At 48.2% G+C, this 18,119-nt stretch carries 16 protein-coding genes; all 16 read right to left on the bottom strand.

What is annotated here, in order from left to right; genetic code table 11:
- Positions 1-24: 24 nt before the first annotated feature.
- Positions 25-2,091 carry a flagellar hook-length control protein FliK gene (locus LZU85_RS12225; protein WP_237287184.1) on the bottom strand — a complete coding sequence of 689 codons (2,067 nt, stop codon included), beginning with the start codon at positions 2,089-2,091 and terminating at the stop codon, positions 25-27.
- Between the two features lie 105 nt (positions 2,092-2,196).
- Positions 2,197-2,628 (bottom strand): flagellar export protein FliJ, encoded by a 432-nt coding sequence (gene fliJ / locus LZU85_RS12220; protein ID WP_176298714.1) that lies wholly within the window; start codon positions 2,626-2,628, stop codon positions 2,197-2,199.
- Between the two features lie 3 nt (positions 2,629-2,631).
- Positions 2,632-3,954 carry a flagellar protein export ATPase FliI gene (gene fliI, locus LZU85_RS12215; protein ID WP_176298715.1) on the bottom strand — a complete coding sequence of 441 codons (1,323 nt, stop codon included), beginning with the start codon at positions 3,952-3,954 and terminating at the stop codon, positions 2,632-2,634.
- Entirely contained in the window at positions 3,954-4,754 is an 801-nt protein-coding gene (gene fliH / locus LZU85_RS12210) for a flagellar assembly protein FliH (RefSeq protein ID WP_237287183.1), read from the bottom strand. Before fliH ends, fliI begins: the two co-directional genes overlap by 1 nt.
- Positions 4,755-4,850: 96 nt before the next feature.
- Complete coding sequence (gene fliG, locus LZU85_RS12205) at positions 4,851-5,906, bottom strand: flagellar motor switch protein FliG (RefSeq protein ID WP_176298717.1); 1,056 nt, start codon at positions 5,904-5,906, stop codon at positions 4,851-4,853.
- Positions 5,899-7,578, bottom strand: coding sequence for a flagellar basal-body MS-ring/collar protein FliF (gene fliF / locus LZU85_RS12200; RefSeq protein ID WP_255199161.1), 1,680 nt, complete (start codon positions 7,576-7,578; stop codon positions 5,899-5,901). The genes fliG and fliF overlap by 8 nt, the downstream gene beginning before the upstream one ends.
- An 81-nt stretch (positions 7,579-7,659) precedes the next feature.
- Positions 7,660-7,971, bottom strand: a complete 312-nt coding sequence (fliE, locus tag LZU85_RS12195; RefSeq protein WP_176298719.1) for a flagellar hook-basal body complex protein FliE — start codon at positions 7,969-7,971, stop codon at positions 7,660-7,662.
- Between the two features lie 129 nt (positions 7,972-8,100).
- Positions 8,101-9,522 carry a sigma-54-dependent transcriptional regulator gene (locus tag LZU85_RS12190; protein WP_237287182.1) on the bottom strand — a complete coding sequence of 474 codons (1,422 nt, stop codon included), beginning with the start codon at positions 9,520-9,522 and terminating at the stop codon, positions 8,101-8,103.
- A gap of 26 nt (positions 9,523-9,548) precedes the next feature.
- Entirely contained in the window at positions 9,549-10,583 is a 1,035-nt protein-coding gene (locus tag LZU85_RS12185) for a sensor histidine kinase (protein WP_176298721.1), read from the bottom strand.
- 122 nt (positions 10,584-10,705) lie between these two features.
- Positions 10,706-12,169 carry a sigma-54 dependent transcriptional regulator gene (locus LZU85_RS12180; RefSeq protein WP_176298722.1) on the bottom strand — a complete coding sequence of 488 codons (1,464 nt, stop codon included), beginning with the start codon at positions 12,167-12,169 and terminating at the stop codon, positions 10,706-10,708.
- A gap of 229 nt (positions 12,170-12,398) precedes the next feature.
- Entirely contained in the window at positions 12,399-12,809 is a 411-nt protein-coding gene (fliS, locus tag LZU85_RS12175; protein ID WP_237287181.1) for a flagellar export chaperone FliS, read from the bottom strand.
- A gap of 12 nt (positions 12,810-12,821) precedes the next feature.
- Complete coding sequence (locus tag LZU85_RS12170; RefSeq protein WP_176298724.1) at positions 12,822-13,124, bottom strand: flagellar protein FliT; 303 nt, start codon at positions 13,122-13,124, stop codon at positions 12,822-12,824.
- A 6-nt stretch (positions 13,125-13,130) separates the two neighbouring features.
- Positions 13,131-15,221, bottom strand: coding sequence for a flagellar filament capping protein FliD (gene fliD / locus LZU85_RS12165; RefSeq protein ID WP_176298725.1), 2,091 nt, complete (start codon positions 15,219-15,221; stop codon positions 13,131-13,133).
- Between the two features lie 20 nt (positions 15,222-15,241).
- A complete protein-coding gene (flaG, locus tag LZU85_RS12160) occupies positions 15,242-15,670 on the bottom strand; it encodes a flagellar protein FlaG (RefSeq protein ID WP_101957258.1) in 429 nt (142 codons plus the stop codon).
- A gap of 70 nt (positions 15,671-15,740) precedes the next feature.
- Positions 15,741-16,871, bottom strand: a complete 1,131-nt coding sequence (locus LZU85_RS12155) for a flagellin (protein WP_176298727.1) — start codon at positions 16,869-16,871, stop codon at positions 15,741-15,743.
- A gap of 261 nt (positions 16,872-17,132) precedes the next feature.
- The coding region (locus LZU85_RS12150) for a flagellin (protein ID WP_237287180.1) at positions 17,133-18,119 on the bottom strand (987 nt) is incomplete at its 5' end.

The following is an 18,119-nucleotide window of genomic DNA, read 5'->3' as shown; positions in this document are numbered from 1 at the left end:
CTATCAAACTTAACAATTTGTATTTTATGCGTAAAAACTGATTCCATCACGCTTTGATGTGACATTTAAGTCAAGTTTAACGTCAGCCTCAAGGTTTTCCTCATTTGAAGAGGCAAATCTGCTGCTTTGTTGTCCATTCCCTTGCCCATCTGCACTGTATTGTCTCTGCTGTTGGCCAGACGCTTGCTGCTGTACCGACGAATCGGCTAGTTGCATTCCTTGTTGGGCGAGCATTTCCCGCAGTCTCGGCAATGTCTGTTCAATGATTTCGCGCGCTTGCGGGTTGGTGACAGTGAAGTGCACATTAGCGATATCATTGTTCATTGCCATGCGAATTTGCATACGGCCAAGCTCCGGAGGATCAAGACGAATATCGAGTTGTTTGAGGTTCTTCGACATCATCATTTGCACTTTTTCTGCCACCTGCTCATTCGCTAACTCTCGCGTTAATGGCATTGGCGGCTGTTGTGCTGCAACATTCTCTGCTCTCGTTTGTCCTGTCACTGTCTGCGCACTGTAGAGAGAGGGCGTTGGTTGAGCCCCCTGGTTCTCTGTGCTTGTTTGCTTCGATGAGCCTTTTACGCTGCTGGCAAGGCCAGCCGCCGCTAATGCAGCCTGCATCGATTGCACTTGAGATTTAGCCACGTCCGGAGACACTGCAGGATTAAATGCGGTTGGTATCGTATTCGCCGTCATGCCTTCAGGCAGAGTGATGGCGGCTTTGTCTGCATTCAATGGGACAGTTGTGGCCGCGTTTGGCTGTGCCAGTGCCGTATGCACCGCTTGCGCTAATGCTGCGCTGCCTGCCGTTTTAGCAGCAGCGCTATCTTGATGCTTTGGCGGAGCAGATTGAGACGATGTCCAATCAATAGCGGCATGTCGTTCACTCACTCCTTCCGAAGGGGTAAGTTGCGCCTGAGTGGTGGCTGCGATAACGGGTAATCTTGTCGTCCATTCTGATGGGGGGAAATCCGCCACCATTTGACCCAACTTCAAACCATCGAGAATTTTTTGCTCAGGCGCGCTCAAAGGTTGCGCCGCCGCTAATTTTTGCTCAATGACCACTAACAACTCAAGTGACACCACTTGCGGTGTTTCACTTGACGACGCTGCACTATTTTTAACCGAATTGACTCCCATGGCGCTGCTGGCAAGCAACGCTTGTGGATCCATATCAGCACTTGGCTGAACATCCTTGCCGAGTGCCGCACTATTAGCAAGGTGACCCGCCTGAGGTTGCGGCATCACCTCGCGCCAATCTTGTGGCAATTCAGTCTTGGCCACTTGCGCATTGATGATTTGAGCTTGATGAGCAGCATCAATAGGTTGTGCTTGACTAACAGCCTGTTGATCAAGATGCGCGGAATAGTGGGAGAAGCTTTGCCCTTGTTGGGCCGCAATCAAGGCTTGATCATCATCGAGTACATCACGTTGTAGCTGCACAGAAGTCGCCGCTGCTGCAATGGCTGCGCTCGATTCAATGTCTGGCGATGCGTTTTGTGGCAACGCTTTGCCACTGGTTTCTTTGAGCGCCGCATTTGACTGTTCTAACTGACCCAGTATTTTGGAGCCTTCCTGCATCACCGCTTGCTTGCTCTTGTCACCTGGAACCACGGTGTCTTTTGCTGCAACAGGAGCGCCTTTCAATACATCACTGTGTGTCGTTAGGCGACTAAGCGATTGATCCGATTTGTCATCTTCACTACCAAGTACTGCTGAAGAGTCTTGGTCTGATTTCGATTCGGTCACGCGCTGAGACGCAGAGAGGTCTGCTGCTGATTCAAGCTCTAGTACCTCATCAACCGAGCTATCTGATGGGCTAACCTTTGCCTCACTGGTTTCGACGGCATCACCAAGAGTACTCGCCTCTTTGGTGTCTCCCGTTTTAGTGCTTTCCAATTTAGTGCCTTGCGAAGCTTTTGCTGATACATTGCCGTCCGCTTCCGTTTTTCCAGAGGAGAAGACTTCAGAAAGGGTCTGCAAAAAACCTTTGGAGTCCGTAGAGTCGGCCTTGGCGGTTGCAGCCAAACTTTCGTCACTTTGACTGGTGGTCTTTGTTGTCGTGGAAACGGGTTGCAGATTCACATTCATAATTCGAGTCTCTTAGCCGCGCTAAAATGGGTTAAAATCCAACGCTTTCCAGCCTTGGTATTGAGCTAAAAAAATAGCCTGCAAAAAGCAAGCCACTTCTCTCATTTAGCGCCGTGAATAGAGCAAGGTTGAAAACTCATCCATCTGTTTCTGCTCTCGCTTTGCTTCTGCTTTGAGTTTCTCTTGCTGTTTTTTCTCAATCATCCACTCGTAGGATTTTCGTTGCTTGCGCACTTCTAGCCAATAATGTTCACAGTTTTCAACTTGTTGTTTAAATTGTGTTTCTGCTTGCTTTTGCTTAGAGAGCGTTTCATCCAGTTTACCGAGGAATCGATGCAAATGAACAAACTGGCTGGCAGTCAGACCATTTTGCCCTCGTTCGACGAGCTGCTGGCAATAGTCAAGGCGATACTTTTCAATTTGAGCCAATTGAGCGTAGTAACTTTCCAACTCCGATTTCGCCTTATTCAGCGCCATCACCGCTTGGTTTTCTTTCTCTTTGGTCTGCTCAAGCAGAAAGTCCATTGCGTTTTCCATCGATTACTGCACTCCAAGCACGTTCTTCAACATGTTGACACACATGGCGTAAGGCACGGTTTCTTTCATCCGTTGTTGCAAGTATTCGTCCAACTTCGGCTTCAATGTGAAAGCACTGTCGATAGCTGAATCGGTACCTGGTTTATAAGCACCAATCGACACCAAATCTTGGTTTTTGCGACAAATCGACAACACTTGGCGCACCGCTTTCGACATTAACACATGCTCTTCGGTGGTGATTTGTGGCATGACTCGACTTACAGACTTCTCAACATCAATCGCTGGATAATGACCCGCATCAGCCATTTCACGCGAGAGGACGATATGACCATCCAAGATGGCTCGCGACGCATCTGCAATCGGGTCTTGAAGGTCATCACCTTCCGTTAAAACAGTAAAGAATGCAGTGATCGAGCCTTGTTGTGGGCCACCATTACCGGCGCGCTCCACCAGCGCAGGCAATTTGGCAAACACCGAAGGTGGATAACCTTTGGTAGCTGGCGGTTCACCGACCGACAGCGCAATTTCACGCTGCGCTTGGGCAAAGCGTGTCAATGAATCCATCAGGAGCAACACATCGAGCCCTTGATCACGGAAATATTCCGCAATGGTGAGGGCCGTCTGACAACCTTTCAAGCGCATAAGCGGCGACGCATCCGCTGGCGCCGCGACGACGACGGAACGCTTGCGTCCATCTTCACCGAGAATTTCTTCGATGAACTCTTTGACTTCTCGTCCACGTTCACCAATCAATCCCACCACAACCACTTGGGCGGTGGTACCACGAGTCATCATACCTAGCGTGACCGATTTACCCACACCAGAACCCGCAAACAGGCCGATACGTTGGCCTTTTCCCACCGTAAGTAAACCGTTAATGGCTTTTAAGCCGACATCGAGCGGCTCGGTAATGGGTTTGCGCGCAAGGGGGTTGATCGGTTCCGCATTAAAAGAAGCGCGATGTTCGGTGTAAATTGGGCCTAAACCATCCAAGGGGTTGCCCACACCGTCAATCACACGACCAAGCAGTTCCATGCCCACGGGCAAACCACTTTCGCTGGTTAACGGCGTCACTTTAGCACCGGGCAGAATGCCGCCGATTTGCTCGCTCGGCATCAGAAATAGATTGTCTCCCGAAAAGCCGACGACTTCGGCTTCCATCTGGCCCGTCATGGTTTCCACCAAACACAAACTGCCGATGGGAGCTCGACAGCCTGTCGCTTCCAGCGTCAAACCGACAACACGCACCAGTTTGCCTGAGGCGACTGGACGGCTGCCCAAGCCTTGTACTCTGTAGCTTTTGAGTCTCTCTGCTAGCGCGATCATCATTCACCTCCGTGGTGACGATTCTTACCACAGAAATTCTGTATCACTTGCTTGATGCGCTCTTCCATACGGTAGCTCACGCTGGACTCACCCGCTTCGATTTGTACATCGCCACGGTTCAGGGCTGGTTCACTGAGTAAGGTCCAGTTGCGGAAGTTGAGATCATCCTCACCATAAGCAGAGCGGATGATGTCGACATCTTCGGGATTGAGGCGCAGCGTAATGGGATGCCCAGCAATAGGCAGACTTTCAACAGAGGCTTTCACGGTGTCTAAGATCACTTGCGGGTTGGTTTGCACCTCGACATGCACCACTTCTTTAACCAAGCACAACACCATATCCACCAGTTGTTTTTCCACTTGGTTGTTCATCAGTTCTAACGGCTGGGCAAACTGGTTAGCGAGATTAATAAAGGTATCGACCTGCTGCTTGATGTGTTCTTCTCCAGCCTCAATGCCTTCATTTTTGCCCTGCTCAAGGCCTTCTTCATGACCGGCTTGAAAACCTTCTTCTTTGCCTTTATCAAAACCTTGTTTAAAGCCCGCTTCTTGACCTTGGAACAAACCTTCCTGATAAGCGCCTTGCTTAATCAGTTCGATTTGCTCTTCGGTTAACTCAAGGACAGCTTCTTCTTCCGGTTGTTCGAAATCCGGCATCCAGCCAGGATCGTAGTTAAAGGCCGTCTCTTTGGCTTTCTTATTCACCTCAGAGCCGTAATCAGGCAATCCCCAACGCTGAGGTTGTGGAACGGCATCGTCTTCACCAGGGCGGATAAAACCACGTTTTCTCTCGTTAGCCATGGATCGGTTACCTCTGAATGGTCACATGTAAAACTCAGTCATTGAGTTTTCATTGTTCTTAAGGAAACAAAGCCCCAACTCGGGGCTTGTCTGTTATTACAAGAATTCGTCTGCGCCACCGGACAGCATGATTTCTCCGCTGTCAGCCAAGCGACGGGCAATGGCCAGAATTTCTTTCTGTGCCGCTTCCACATCGGCAACACGTACTGGTGGCATCGCTTCGATGTCGTCTTTCATCATCTCAGCGGCACGTTTCGACATGTTCTTGAAGATCTTCTCACGAAGACCATCATCGGCGCCTTTAAGGGCTTTCTGCAATACATCTTGTGGAACGTCACGCAGCAATTTCTGGATACCTTGATCGTCCACTTCGATAAGGTTCTCGAATACGAACATGAGATCTTGGATTTGCGTCGCCAAATCTTCGTCTTGGTCGCGAATCTGCTCCATCAACAGACCTTCGACGTTGTTGTCGAGGTAGTTCATGATTTCTGCTGCTGCCTTCAGGCCGCCAATTTTCGCTGCTTGCGCGCCCGCTTGGCCGGCAAACTGTTTCTCCATGATTTCGTTCAACTCAGCCAGTGCTGAAGGTTGAACTTCCTCAAGGTTGGCGATACGCATCATCAAGTCAAGACGTACACGCTCTGGGAATTGCGCGATGATCTCGGCAGACTGATCCGCCTCTAAGTAAGACAATACAATGGTTTGAATTTGTGGGTGTTCGTTAACAATGATGCTCGCCACTTGTCGTGGGTCCATCCATTTCAACGAATCGAGACCTTTCGAACCCGTACCCAATAGGATCTGATCCACCAAGTTATTGGCTTTATCAGCACCCAGTGCCGCGATCAAGGTATTACGCATGAAGTCTTCACTGCCCATACCGATGTTGGTGTACTTCTGAATGTCTTCCAAGAAAGCACGGTGCACTGCCGAGACTTTGTCTTGGCTAAGGTCTTTGGCACGCGCCATCGCACTACCCACGCGCTGAACCTGCTTTGGCTCTAAGTGACGGATAATGCCGGCGGCGTCTTGTTCGTTTAAACTTAGCAGCAAAATTGCTGCTTTTTCTTCACCTGATATCGAGCTGATATCTATTTCTGGTGTATCCATCGAGCCGTCTTCGTTCCCATTTACAATTTCGTTAGCCATTTATCATCCAGTTTTTGACCACTTGTGCTGCCAGTTCAGGTTCATTTGCCACGAGGGCACGAACCGCTTTCAGCACATCTTCGTCCTTGTGAAGGTTAGGGAGATCGATACTAGAGCCAAACTCAAACAGCTCACCTGCATCAATGTCGCTACCGATTAGGCTGGTTTCACCATCGGCACCTATCGGTAAGCCATCTGGCCCGTACATTTCGTCATCGTCGTCACCCGCAGGGTTGAGCAGTTTCTTCATTGCAGGACGGATGAGTACAAGAACCACAACGATGATGACCAATGCACTCGCAAACCAACGAATCCAATCATTGAAATTCGGATGCTCCCAAATCGGCACATCCGCCAACTGCTCTTGCTCTGGCTCAGCAAAGGGCATACTTAATACGTTGAGCAAGTCACCGCGATTTTCACTAAAGCCGACGGTACCGACAAGCACTTGGCGAATCGCGTTAATTTCCGCCTCGCTGCGAGGTGTATACGTCACATCACCTGTATCAGGATTGATGGTGGCGCGATCTTTAATGGCGACCGCGACAGTTTGACGGTTTATCACTCCAGTCTGCTTACGTTCGTGGCTGATGGTGGTATCTAGCTCAAAGTTACGTGTTGACTCTTTGCGCACCGACCCTTGACCGAGCACCGAACCATCTTTCATTTGGGCAACATCTTGTGGAATTGACGCATCGGCGGGTGGTTGATTACTCAGCGCGCCGGGGACCCCTGCCACCATATTGCCATTGTTGTAATCTTCAAGTGCGTATTCGCTTCGGGTCGCTGGAGTGTTAGGGTCAAACTGCTTACGCGTTTGCTCAACCGCACTAAAATCCATCTCGATATCGACTTGGGCAGTATAGTTACCGAAGCCCAAAATCGGGATCAACACAGAGTCGATTTTTTCACGCAGCGCTTGTTCTTGATTGCGCTCCAACTCTTGCTCTTTACGGCGAGCGGCTGAAACGGGGTCCTGAGAGCCAGAATTGAGCAAGCGGCCATGTTGATCAGTGACGGTCACACGCGAGGTCTTCATCCCTGGAACCGCACTGGCCACCATATCGACAATCGAATCCACTTCTTGTTGCTTGAGATTGGCACCTGAAGCCAGCGTTAGGAAAACCGAAGCAGACGCTTCTTGGTTGTGACGTACAAACACACTCTGTTTTGGTAACGCGAGAAGCACTTTGGCTTTGCGCACTTGCTTCATTTCTTCTATCGCTTTGGCCAACTGTCTTTCACGGCTGAGCTTCAAACGTTCTTGTTCTAAGCGCTGAGAAACACCGAACCCCATATCTTGCAGTAAGATATCATCGCCTGCTTGAGTGCTTTGATTCAGGCCAGAGCGTACCATGTCCAACTTGATGGAATTGAACTCGCTGGTTTCGACCAGAATGGTGTTGCCATCTAACTTGTAGTTGATTTTTTGCTGATCGAGATGATCAAGAACTGGAATCAGTTCTTCGGTTTCAAACACGCCGAGAGGACGCATCTCTGGTTCTTTAACCCAGAAAAAGAGCATCACGATCAAGGCGACACAGATCGAAATCGATAGGACAAGCACCACCTGTCGCAATAAGTCTAAATCACCTACCGCCATATCGAATTTAGATGAGCTACGTTCATCCAAATCCGGATTTTGGCCATCCATGTCCATGTCAGAATGCATGGCTAATGCTTTACTTGAGCCATCATCTGTCAGTGCGAGATCGGTTGATTTATTTTGTTCAGCCACAGTTTACTACCTACGTTAGACTGGCATGTTCATAAGGTCTTTGTATGCCTCGACCAGTTTATTCCTAACCTGTACCGTGGCTTCAAATGCAACGCTGGATTTGTTTCTGGCAATCATCACATCTGATAGAGACACGTCCGCATCGCCGCGGTCAAAACGCGTTTGCAAATCGCCAGAGGTCTTTTGCAGTGAGTTAACGTTATTGATGGCTTGATTCAGCAGTGCGCTAAAATCGGCACTGACTTTGGCTCCGGTTGCAGGTGCCGTCGCATTGGTTGCTTCAAGCATCATGGCGCGCATTTCGCCGTTTAATCCATCAATTCTCATCGTTACCTCTAAGCCAAAAGTTTGACTAACTGCCTTGCTGTATAATTGACACAGCAATTAACATGCCATATTGCTAATAATGGCTGGCCAGTTTACCTGACTCCGGCAAACTGACCAAGACCCCAAAGCTTATCCCGGGATCTCGATACCAGCATCGCGCATCTTAGCCAGTTTATAACGCAAGGTTCTTGGACTAATGCCCAGTTTATCCGCCATCTCTTTACGACGACCTTGGCATTCGATCAGCGTTTCCAAAATAATAGCGTACTCTTGATCACGCAGCTCACTGCCTAAGCTATCTCCAGCAGAAAGGCCACGAATCATAGCGTCGGGTTCCGAGCCTACTTCTGCAACCGGCTTGACATCGGGTGCAACATAATCGTGTTGCTGAACCACTGATTGCAAGCTATCCGCATCTTGCCAATCGACACCTTCAAGCAAAATGTGCTCATGGGAGATATGGCTGTTTTCACTTAAAATCAGCGCTCGCTGCACTACGTTGTCTAACTCACGTACGTTGCCAGGCCAAGCGTATTGCAACAATTTTTCCAACGCGCTTGGTGAGAAATGAGGCACTGGAATCCCCTGCTTAATGCAGTGGCGCTCAGCGAGGTGTTTCGCTAGCGGGGTGATATCACCTTTGCGATCACACAGTGATGGCCAAGTAATTGGGAAAACATTCAAACGATAGTACAAGTCTTCACGGAAGTTACCAGCAGCCACATACTGCTTTAAGTCACGGTTACTGGTGGCCAATACGCGAACATCAAGCTTAATGCTTTTACGACTACCCAAGCGCTCTACTTCACGCTCTTGCAAAACACGCAATAGTTTCGCTTGTAGGTTCAAATCCATTTCGCTGATTTCATCAAGCAAAATGGTACCACCTTGCGCTTGTTCAAATTTACCCGGGCAAGCTTGAACTGCCCCGGTAAACGCGCCTTTCTCATAACCAAATAGCGTTGCTTCCAACATATTGTCTGGAATGGCGGCACAGTTAATGGCAATGAAAGGTCCGTCTTTGCGCGGAGAAGCATTGTGAATGTAACGTGATAGCACTTCTTTGCCCGAACCACTCGGGCCAAGCACCATCACATTAGCATCGGTGCGCGCGACTTTATCTGCCAACGCCAATAGCCTTAGGCTTTTTTCATCAGCGACCACCGCATCACCGTTATCGTCTGATTTGACCGGAGCGTAACGGCTGACCATATTGAGCAAGACTTCTGGCGCAAAAGGCTTAGCCATGTAGTCGATGGCTCCTTCTTTCATCGCCGACACGGCGTCTTCGATGTTGGCGTAAGCGGTCATCAACAACACGGGTAAATTGGGCCAGTTTTGTTTGATGCTACGCAGCAGTGCTATGCCCCCCATGCCCGCCATCTGTACGTCAGAAACAACGATATCCACCGGGTTTGCTTTTAACTTCACCAAAGCATCTTCTGCGCAATCCGCTTCTAGCCATTCATAACCTGCTAATGCCAATGTATCGACTAGCGCTTCGCGTAGACCTTCATCGTCTTCTACGATTAACACTTTGCTTTGAGCCATTTCAATTCTCCAGTGTTGTTACGCGCTCATTCTGCCGCAGCAGACTGAGTTCTTTCCAGAGGGATACACATAGTGAAGCAAGCACCGTCTCCCTCTTCCGATAATAATTCTAGTCGCCCTTCATGAGCGCGACAGACCATTTGTACCACAGCCAGACCTAAGCCAGTACCTTGTGAGCGTGTCGTAAAAAAGGGTTCCATGATCTTGTTCTGCAATTCTTTTGGCACCCCAGGACCACTATCTTGCACGGAAATACGCAGTTCACCATTGACTGGGCGAAAGAAAACATCAATTTGCGCTTCTTTTCCGGCAATTTGGATCGCATTCATCACTAAGTTACTCAGGGCAGAGGCGATTGCGTTGGCGTTGCCCAAAATAACGGTCTGTTCTTCTTCTACTTCTTGGCAGTAATCAATCAAATTACTCTTTAAGGCCGTTTCCACCATTGGCTGATATTCACCCACCAATTGCGAAATAGTGAACGGTTTGATCACCTTGTTATCACCACCTTTTGCGAACAGCAGCATGTCATTGACTTGCTTTTCCAAATCCTGCAGGCGGTCCATCAGCTTTGATTGAAAGCGCTCTCGCGTTGTATTAGGCAGGTTAGGAGCAGAAAGGTTTGAGGCGTAAAGCATCGCACTAGAGAGCGGGGTTCGAACTTGATGCGCCAAAGACGCGACCATGCGTCCTAACGAAGATAACCGCTGTAAATCACTCACACGAGATTGCAACAAGCGCGTCTCGGTCAGGTCGGTGATCAAAATGAGTTGACCTGTCGCAGAAGCAGAAATGGCTAAGCGTACTTTTCGACCATTACGCAGAGACACTTCATGACCATCATCTTCACGCGGATCGAACGCAGCTTGGATCACCGAAAACCAGCGCTCGTTCACCAAGGGCACTTCTAGAATTCGATGCGCTTCTGGATTGGCTTCTCGCACCACCCCTTGAGTATCAAGCAAAATCACTCCCGCAGGCATCACATCAAGCACTTGCTTGTAACGTTCTACCTGACTTTCTACCGAGTCTAAGTGGGATTGATTGGTTAAATTATCCATGCGCTGTCGAAATCTCGCCTCAAATACTAGAATAGCCTAACACGCAAAATGCATGCCAGGCTATTTTTGTTTATTATCAATATTTTAGGTAATTGACAATAAGTTGACGCTGAAATTATTTTCTAACGTTGCATATTGTATTTACGCATTTTCTCAACCAATGTGGTGCGGCGCATTCCCAACATATCAGCGGCACGAGCCACCACACCACCTTGTGCTTCCAGCGCTTGGTTAATCATATTAACTTCAAGATCAGCCAACAGCTCTTTGAGGTTTACGCCTTCTGGTGGCAAAGACTGAGGCGCATCAAAATGGTCATCAAAGGGATTTTTTACCGAAAGATCAAAACTCTCTGAAAAAATATCTTCCAGCACATCACGTTCTTGGTCTTCAATCGAGTTAAAAGAAGACGTTTCTGGCTGGAACTCTGGGATATCACTGTAACGATATTTGGTCGGCAAATGATTAACATCCACCAAACTATTTGGATAGAGAATCACCATCCGCTCAACGAGGTTTGCCAACTCACGCACATTACCGGGCCAGTCATGTTCCATTAAAGAGTTTATCGCGCGAGGAGTGAAACAAATCGGTTGTCCACCTTCGGCTTGTAGACGAGTCATTAACTCTTGAAGTAACAGTGGAATGTCCTCTTTGCGCTCTTTCAGCGCTGGCATCTCAATCGGAAAAACATTGAGACGATAAAAAAGGTCTTCGCGGAACTTTTCGTCGTCGATCATGGTTTCCAAATTGCGATGTGTGGCCGCAATAATGCGAACATTGGCTTTAATCGTGGTGTTGCCACCGACACGCTCAAAGCAACGCTCTTGAAGCACGCGAAGTAGCTTGACCTGCATCGCCATTGGCATGTCGCCAATTTCATCCAAGAAAAGGGTGCCACCTTCTGCCAACTCAAAACGGCCTTTACGCGTGGTTAACGCACCGGTAAATGCCCCTTTTTCATGGCCAAACAACTCACTTTCGAGCAGATCTGGCGGAATGGCACCACAGTTGATTGGCACAAAAGGGCCATTGCGACGTGTCGAGTGATAATGAACATTACGCGCAACCACCTCTTTACCCGTACCGGACTCACCTAAAATCAGTACATTGGCTTCCGTGACCGCCACCTGTTCGATCAAATGACGCACTTCTTGAACCCCAAGACTTTGTCCAACCAAACTGCGGAAAAGCGTATTTTTACGAGAAGATGCTAAAACATTGACGCCTTTACGGCCAAGAAACTCTTTACAATGCCTGAGTGCTTCGCTCAACTGAGGATAATTAAGTGGAAACTCGAGTTCTCCTACCAAATTCGGTAAGTGCTCTACTGGACCGACAAAATCGCCCAAAACGAGTAAAGGAATATGATGCGCAGCATTGAGCTTCGCCATCACATGAGCGGCGTTTTGACCGTTGACCAAACCAACAATCACACCAGACCACATTTTAGACCAGTCAACACCGTCTATCTGATCTGATCGAAGAGCTTCACAACTCTCTCCAACGAACTCCAGTATATTGCGTAAGTTCAGACGATTCGCTTCATCGTCTTCTATTACAAGCAGCTTTGCCAAACTTTGCATAAGTACCGATTATTGCCTTTGTTTTATGATGTGTTGCGGCCAAACCTTGATATGCGAAACTAAGGTGCTCTATTGGTGATAGAACACTCAATTAACGATAGACAAAACAGGAAAATCAGCAACAAAAAAGCCATCAGGGCTACTAATGGCTTCTATTTTATTTGAATAAAAAAATAAGGCAACCAAGCAATTAGGAGGTGTGAGCTCGGTTAAAAGATTGGTTATCGAATTACATACCAATATCAGCCGCGGTGAGATTGTGGTACTCGTTGGGGATTTGATCCCATGCCGATTTGATCTCACGGATAATGTCGATCACATCATCAATCATTGTAGGGTCATTTTTGTGGTTCGCCCCAGAGATCTGCGTGATCATGAATTCGTAAAGCTGATCGAGGTTACGTGCAATATCACCACCGTCATCCATCGATAGACAGCTACGCAATGCAATGATGATGTCCAACGCTTTGCCAAGACGTTCACCTTTCACTGGAATGTTACCTGCTTGCATCGCTGCTTTGCCTTGAATCAGACGCTCAATCGCCCCTGCCATCAGCATCTGAATGACTTTATGCGGCGACGCAGCACTGAGTTGGCTATCCACTGACACTTTTTTATAAGCCTGTAATGAACCGCGCATAATAATCCTCTTTTACGTAAACTTTTTGTATTGTTGGAGCGAACGCTGACCATGCCTCAATTTTTGTAGTTGAAGGCTAACTAAACTGGTCTGCGACTGCATTCGCTCAAATAGTGCTTTTGTTCGAGTGAGCATTAATTGCCACTCTTCTTCCTGCTTTAAGTGTGGCTGTTGCGCCAACATCTGCAGAAGGATTTGCAATAACTGTTCCCTGTTATCGACCAAGCGCACCAATTCTTCAGCATTTATTTCGCTTTTTTCTAATTCTTGAGAAATTAACTGATCAAGATCACGTAACTGCTCGAGTGAAGCCATTTGTTATCACCCTAATGCGTTCATTAACGCACCCAACTGCCCCTGCATTTTGCTGGTGGCGTCTTGCATGGCAGTAAACTTCGAGTGAGTGCGCTGCTCTAAGCTGCCCATGCGGCGATCCAATGCCGCCTGCTCATCCACTAGGCGATAAGTTTGCTCTGATAAACTTTTTTCTCGAGTACGTATCGATCCTGTCACCCCGGTGATACCGTGAATGGCATCCTCAACACGCTTCGCGAACCCCGTATTACCACCAAAGAACTCTTCTAAGCGGTTAAAATTGTTATTCAACTGACGATCAAGCATGTCGTAGTTGATTTCCAACGTACCTTGTCGAGTGGTGGTAATACCAAATTCTGTGAGTGATTTTAGGTTTTCTGGCGCTTTCTCTATTCGAGTCGAGAAAACACTCTTTAAACGAGAGTCGGCATTTCTTACTGTACTGTCCCCTGCTAAAGGCCCTTTTTGTCCCGTTGCAGGATCGACACCCGACAACGCTTTCGACGTCTGATAAAACTGATTGTAAGCGGCGACAAACGTTTCAATATCGTCGCGAACTCTTCGTCTATCGTACTCAACACCTATTTCAGCAGGCGCTTTATTCTTGGGCGTGACCCCTTTGAGCGCGAGATCGACCCCTTCGATGGCGTCTTCGATAATGTTGTTGTTACTCGATAGCTGAGCAACACCATCCAACACCACCATCGCATCTTGCCCTTGTTGAACTTCCGTCATGCCGCTATAGGTATCAAAAGACTCTTGTGCTTGCTTGAGTTGTTCATTCGCTTGGTCGATACGCTCTAGGCGCTCACGCTCCTGAGGTTCTAGTTTCGCGCGCTGAATTTGTTTTGCCTGTTCTTCGGTGAGCTCACCTTTGGCCACTTTTTCATCCAACGCCGCTTTTTCTTGTGCTAGCGTTGCCTCAATTTGCGCTTTTTCTTCCGCGAGTTCTTGTTCAATTCGTGCTTGTTCGGCTTCAAATTTCGCTTTGGCCTCTTTCACCGTTTCATAGGAATCGGTTAATGTGCCTGAGGCGGTATTCGTCCAACCAGGAATATCTGGTGCTTTTTCAATCGCAGCTTCATCAAGCTCCAACTCTGGACGATAATATGAATCCAGCAAAGTACCAGAGGCGGTTTCTGACCACCCCGCAATATTATCTTCTGGCATTAAACCAGCAGCTTGGCTCGCTTCATCTAATGCTTGCTGAGCGGCTTGTGCGGCGGCAGTACCAAAACTGTTGTTCGATTCTTCTTCAGCAACAGGAGAACCGTCTTCTGCCAGAGCGCTATCGCTGGTTAGTTGAGAATCACCGCTATCAGATGCAGCGTCAATCGGATTACCTTGTGCATCAACTTGAGCTTCCCCGCCTTCCTCTGACGGGACACCATCCGTCTCTGCCGACTGTTCCGGTTTGCCTTCGTTGATTACTTCTTCTGCGGTAAGGCGAGCTTGCTCGAGTGCTTTGACTCGGTCTTCGAGGGTTTTGTATTCGAGTTTTTTGAGTGGATCACCACGTTCCGCATCCACATGAATTCGGATTTGATTTTCTTTGCCTGACACCGTCGAGGCGACGATAAGGCGGGGGCCTTCGACATCATTGATGATGGAGGCTCGGACTCCAAGGTTTTTACTTGCTCCGTTAATCCCTTTAACGACATCAACCAGCTTAGAGTCTTTGCTGACGTCGACTTCAAACGATTTATCACCAAGTGAAATCTGCAGCTTGCCGGGGCCAAATTGAGCGTCTTCAGCTAAAACATCCGACGCAACCTTGTGGCTCTGTGCAAGCTGCAACACATCGATGGCATATTTACCTGCAATGGCATCGGTAGTTGCAGTGGCTGAGACGACACTCTCGTCAGTCGTATCGACTTTTCGCACCGCGAAAGCCTTCTCCTGACGAAAGATCGCCATCATATTTTTCATCGTATCCAGCGATTCTCTGAGTCGACCATAGGCGCTGATGCTGCTATCAATCCTGGCCCGCTCATTGTCAATGCGTTGCTGCTTTGGTACGCGCTCTGCATCGACAACTTTGCTGACCATGGAGTTGATATCCATGCCACCAGACATCCCCAAGGGGCCTAAACTCATCAAATCACCTCAATCACGACTTACACTTTATCTACCAGCAAACCAGAACTGGTAGCTTGTGCGGCTAAGCGTCTAAATACATCCAGCATATCTTCATCTGGGATCTGACGAATAATGTCACCTGTTTTGGCTTCATAAATCGTCACGACATCTCTCCCAGACTCTTCATCTACTCTAAAAGATAACCCTTTATTGATGGAAGAGATAAATTCATTCATCTTTTCCACCATTCTCAGTTTCTCTTCTCGGTTGAGCTCCTGACGAGCTTGCGCCATTTTGACTGCCGCTTCAACCGTTAGATTCACGTCGTTCTTTTTCACCGTTTCCGATGAAGGGTTGCCTTTTTCGACTGATACACTAGGCACGCCACCGCTTCTTTCGTAAGCAACTTTCGTGCCACTTTGCAAGCCGTAAGGCTGGATGTTCGATGTGTAGGATGGTATTTCCATAACAATCTCCCTTCCACCTCTATGAGCTATGAGTAGTAAACTACCGTACAGCTAAGCTCACGCCGCTGTATTAGCCCAACAAGCTAAGAGCTGCAGATGGTGACTGCTTCGCCTGCGCCAGGATAGAAGTACTCGCCTGCTGCAGAATTTGCGTCTTAGTCATCTGAGTCGTTTCTTTCGCGTAGTCAGTATCTTTGATACGGCTGCTCGAAGCGTTTACGTTTTCATTGATGTTGCTTAAGTTGCTGATTGCATGATTGAAACGGTTTTGGAATGCACCTAGTGAGGCACGCTCACTGTCTACCGATTTCAATGCGCCATCAATGATCGATACGGCTTCTTGAGAGCCCGCTACCGTCGTTACGTCAATGTTGCTCACGTTGGTTTTGGTGCCATCACCGATGTTCAACTCAGACGCTAGACCACCACCGAATTCCACTTCACCTTCTACACGTTGGTTAGAAGCGAATAACTGCAGTTTGCCGCCTTCACCGACCGACGCTTTCACATCATCGTTTTGACCGTTGATGTAAGTCGCCAGTTCTTCAAGATCGTCACCCGCTTTGGCGTTGACTGTGATCTCTTTTTCTTCACCTTGCTTATTCACATAAGACATCGTGAAGTCAGTGTTGTCGCTTACGCGCCAATCTGCGCCTACGCCTTCTTCAGATTTGTAGCTCATGCCACCCATCGCATCAGTATCTGAACGAAGGTTACCCATAGAAAGCATCACAGCTTCACCAGAGTCAGCACCGATTTGGAAAGACTGAGAACCGTACGTACCGTTAAGGAGTTTGTTACCACCAAAAGAGGTTGTCTCTGCGATACGGTTAAGTTCTTGGTTCAACGCTGACACTTCTTCTTGAATCGCCACGCGCTCAGAACGCGAGTTCGAACCGTTAGACGATTGCAAGGCAAGGTCACGCATACGTTGTAGGATGTTGGTAGTCTCTGTCATTGCACCTTCAGCAGTCTGTGCAATAGAGATACCATCGTTGGCATTTTTAACCGCCATGTCTAAACCACGGCTTTGCGAGTTCAAACGGTTAGAAATTTGTAGACCTGCAGCATCATCTTTCGCGCTATTGATTTTATAGCCCGAAGACAAACGCTCCATTGATTTTTGTTGACCTTCAGCGGCCTGGTTTAGGTAACGCTGTGCGGTCATTGCTGACACGTTAGTGTTTACATTGATAGCCATAAATGATCTCCTTAGGCTTTTGCTGATGCACCATCGTGTCTCTCACCTCACTTTGGTACATCTCATTTCTCTCAGTCCTTTAACGGCCACCAAAAGAATACCTTTAGGAGAATTTTTCGTTTTTTTGAATATTTCTTTGGTTGGGTTAAAAAGTGTGACTTCTCCCTAAATAATAGCGCATAAAAAAAGCCTGACCGAAGTCAGGCTTTACTCGCTCATCTCTCACCACGAGCCAATGAGGTTTCTGTCTGGTTAAGGCGATTAGCCTAGTAGACTTAGCGCTGAGTTTGGCGCTTGTTTCGCTTGCGCAAGAATTGAACTTGATGCTTGCGATAGAATTTGTGTCTTGGTCAACTGAGTCGTTTCTTTCGCGAAGTCGGTATCTTTGATTCGGCTCTTCGACGCGTTCACGTTCTCGTTGATGTTGTCCAAGTTGCTGATTGCATGGTTGAAACGGTTCTGGAATGCACCCAGCTCTGCACGGTGGCTGTCTACGTATTTCAGTGCCGCATCCACAATCGCTACCGACTCTTGCGCACCTTGTACGGTTGTTACGTCAATCGTGTCTACCGTGACGTTTTTGCCTTCGCCTAGGCCAAGTTCACCAGCTAGGCTACCTGAGAAAGCAATTTCACCTTGAACTTTGTTGTTACCAGCAAAGATCTGTAGCTTGCCGCCTTCACCCACTGACGCTTTTACAAGGTCAGTTTGACCGTTGATGTACGTCGCTAGCTCTTCGATGTCATCACCCGCTTTCGCGTTGATTTCGATCTCTTGCTCGTTACCAAAGCTGTCTGTCAGTGCAATCGTCAAGTCGTTGTCGCCTGCGGCCACATTCCAGTTCTTGTCTTTGCCTTCTTCAGCTTGGTAGCTCACGCCGCCCATCATCACGTTGTCAGAGCGCATGTCTTTGAGTGACAGCATGACCGCTTCACCGTTATCCGCACCAATTTGCATTGCTTTCGTGCCGTAAGTACCGTTGAGCAGTTTGTTACCACCAAAAGACGTCGTTTCTGCGATACGGTTTAGCTCGTCGTTCAATGCTGTCACTTCTTCTTGAATCGCCACGCGCTCTGATTTTGAGTTTGAGCCGTTCGCTGATTGTAGAGATAGGTCACGCATACGTTGTAGGATGTTGGTGGTCTCGTTCATCGCACCTTCTGCGGTTTGTGCGATTGAGATACCGTCGTTGGCGTTACGTACCGCAACGTCTAGACCGCGACTTTGTACGTTCAAGCGGTTAGAGAT

Source organism: Vibrio floridensis (assembly GCF_021852965.1).
Classification (GTDB): Bacteria; Pseudomonadota; Gammaproteobacteria; order Enterobacterales; family Vibrionaceae; genus Vibrio; species Vibrio floridensis.
The sequence above is the reverse complement of the archived record's forward strand: the minus strand, read 5'-3'. Positions and strand labels throughout refer to the sequence as shown.

What these genes read in the sequence shown, in the direction of transcription:
- fliI (WP_176298715.1), bottom strand. Translation starts at nt 3,954, where the DNA reads ATGATCGCGCTAGCAGAGAGACTCAAAAGCTACAGAGTACAAGGCTTG.
- fliE (WP_176298719.1), bottom strand. Translation starts at nt 7,971, where the DNA reads ATGAGAATTGATGGATTAAACGGCGAAATGCGCGCCATGATGCTTGAA.
- flaG (WP_101957258.1), bottom strand. Translation starts at nt 15,670, where the DNA reads ATGGAAATACCATCCTACACATCGAACATCCAGCCTTACGGCTTGCAA.
- fliS (WP_237287181.1), bottom strand. Translation starts at nt 12,809, where the DNA reads ATGCGCGGTTCATTACAGGCTTATAAAAAAGTGTCAGTGGATAGCCAA.
- fliH (WP_237287183.1), bottom strand. Translation starts at nt 4,754, where the DNA reads ATGGCTAACGAGAGAAAACGTGGTTTTATCCGCCCTGGTGAAGACGAT.
- fliG (WP_176298717.1), bottom strand. Translation starts at nt 5,906, where the DNA reads ATGGCTAACGAAATTGTAAATGGGAACGAAGACGGCTCGATGGATACA.
- fliJ (WP_176298714.1), bottom strand. Translation starts at nt 2,628, where the DNA reads ATGGAAAACGCAATGGACTTTCTGCTTGAGCAGACCAAAGAGAAAGAA.
- LZU85_RS12180 (WP_176298722.1), bottom strand. Translation starts at nt 12,169, where the DNA reads ATGCAAAGTTTGGCAAAGCTGCTTGTAATAGAAGACGATGAAGCGAAT.
- LZU85_RS12170 (WP_176298724.1), bottom strand. Translation starts at nt 13,124, where the DNA reads ATGGCTTCACTCGAGCAGTTACGTGATCTTGATCAGTTAATTTCTCAA.
- LZU85_RS12190 (WP_237287182.1), bottom strand. Translation starts at nt 9,522, where the DNA reads ATGGCTCAAAGCAAAGTGTTAATCGTAGAAGACGATGAAGGTCTACGC.
- fliD (WP_176298725.1), bottom strand. Translation starts at nt 15,221, where the DNA reads ATGAGTTTAGGCCCCTTGGGGATGTCTGGTGGCATGGATATCAACTCC.
- fliF (WP_255199161.1), bottom strand. Translation starts at nt 7,578, where the DNA reads ATGCATTCTGACATGGACATGGATGGCCAAAATCCGGATTTGGATGAA.
- LZU85_RS12155 (WP_176298727.1), bottom strand. Translation starts at nt 16,871, where the DNA reads ATGGCTATCAATGTAAACACTAACGTGTCAGCAATGACCGCACAGCGT.
- LZU85_RS12185 (WP_176298721.1), bottom strand. Translation starts at nt 10,583, where the DNA reads ATGGATAATTTAACCAATCAATCCCACTTAGACTCGGTAGAAAGTCAG.
- LZU85_RS12225 (WP_237287184.1), bottom strand. Translation starts at nt 2,091, where the DNA reads ATGAATGTGAATCTGCAACCCGTTTCCACGACAACAAAGACCACCAGT.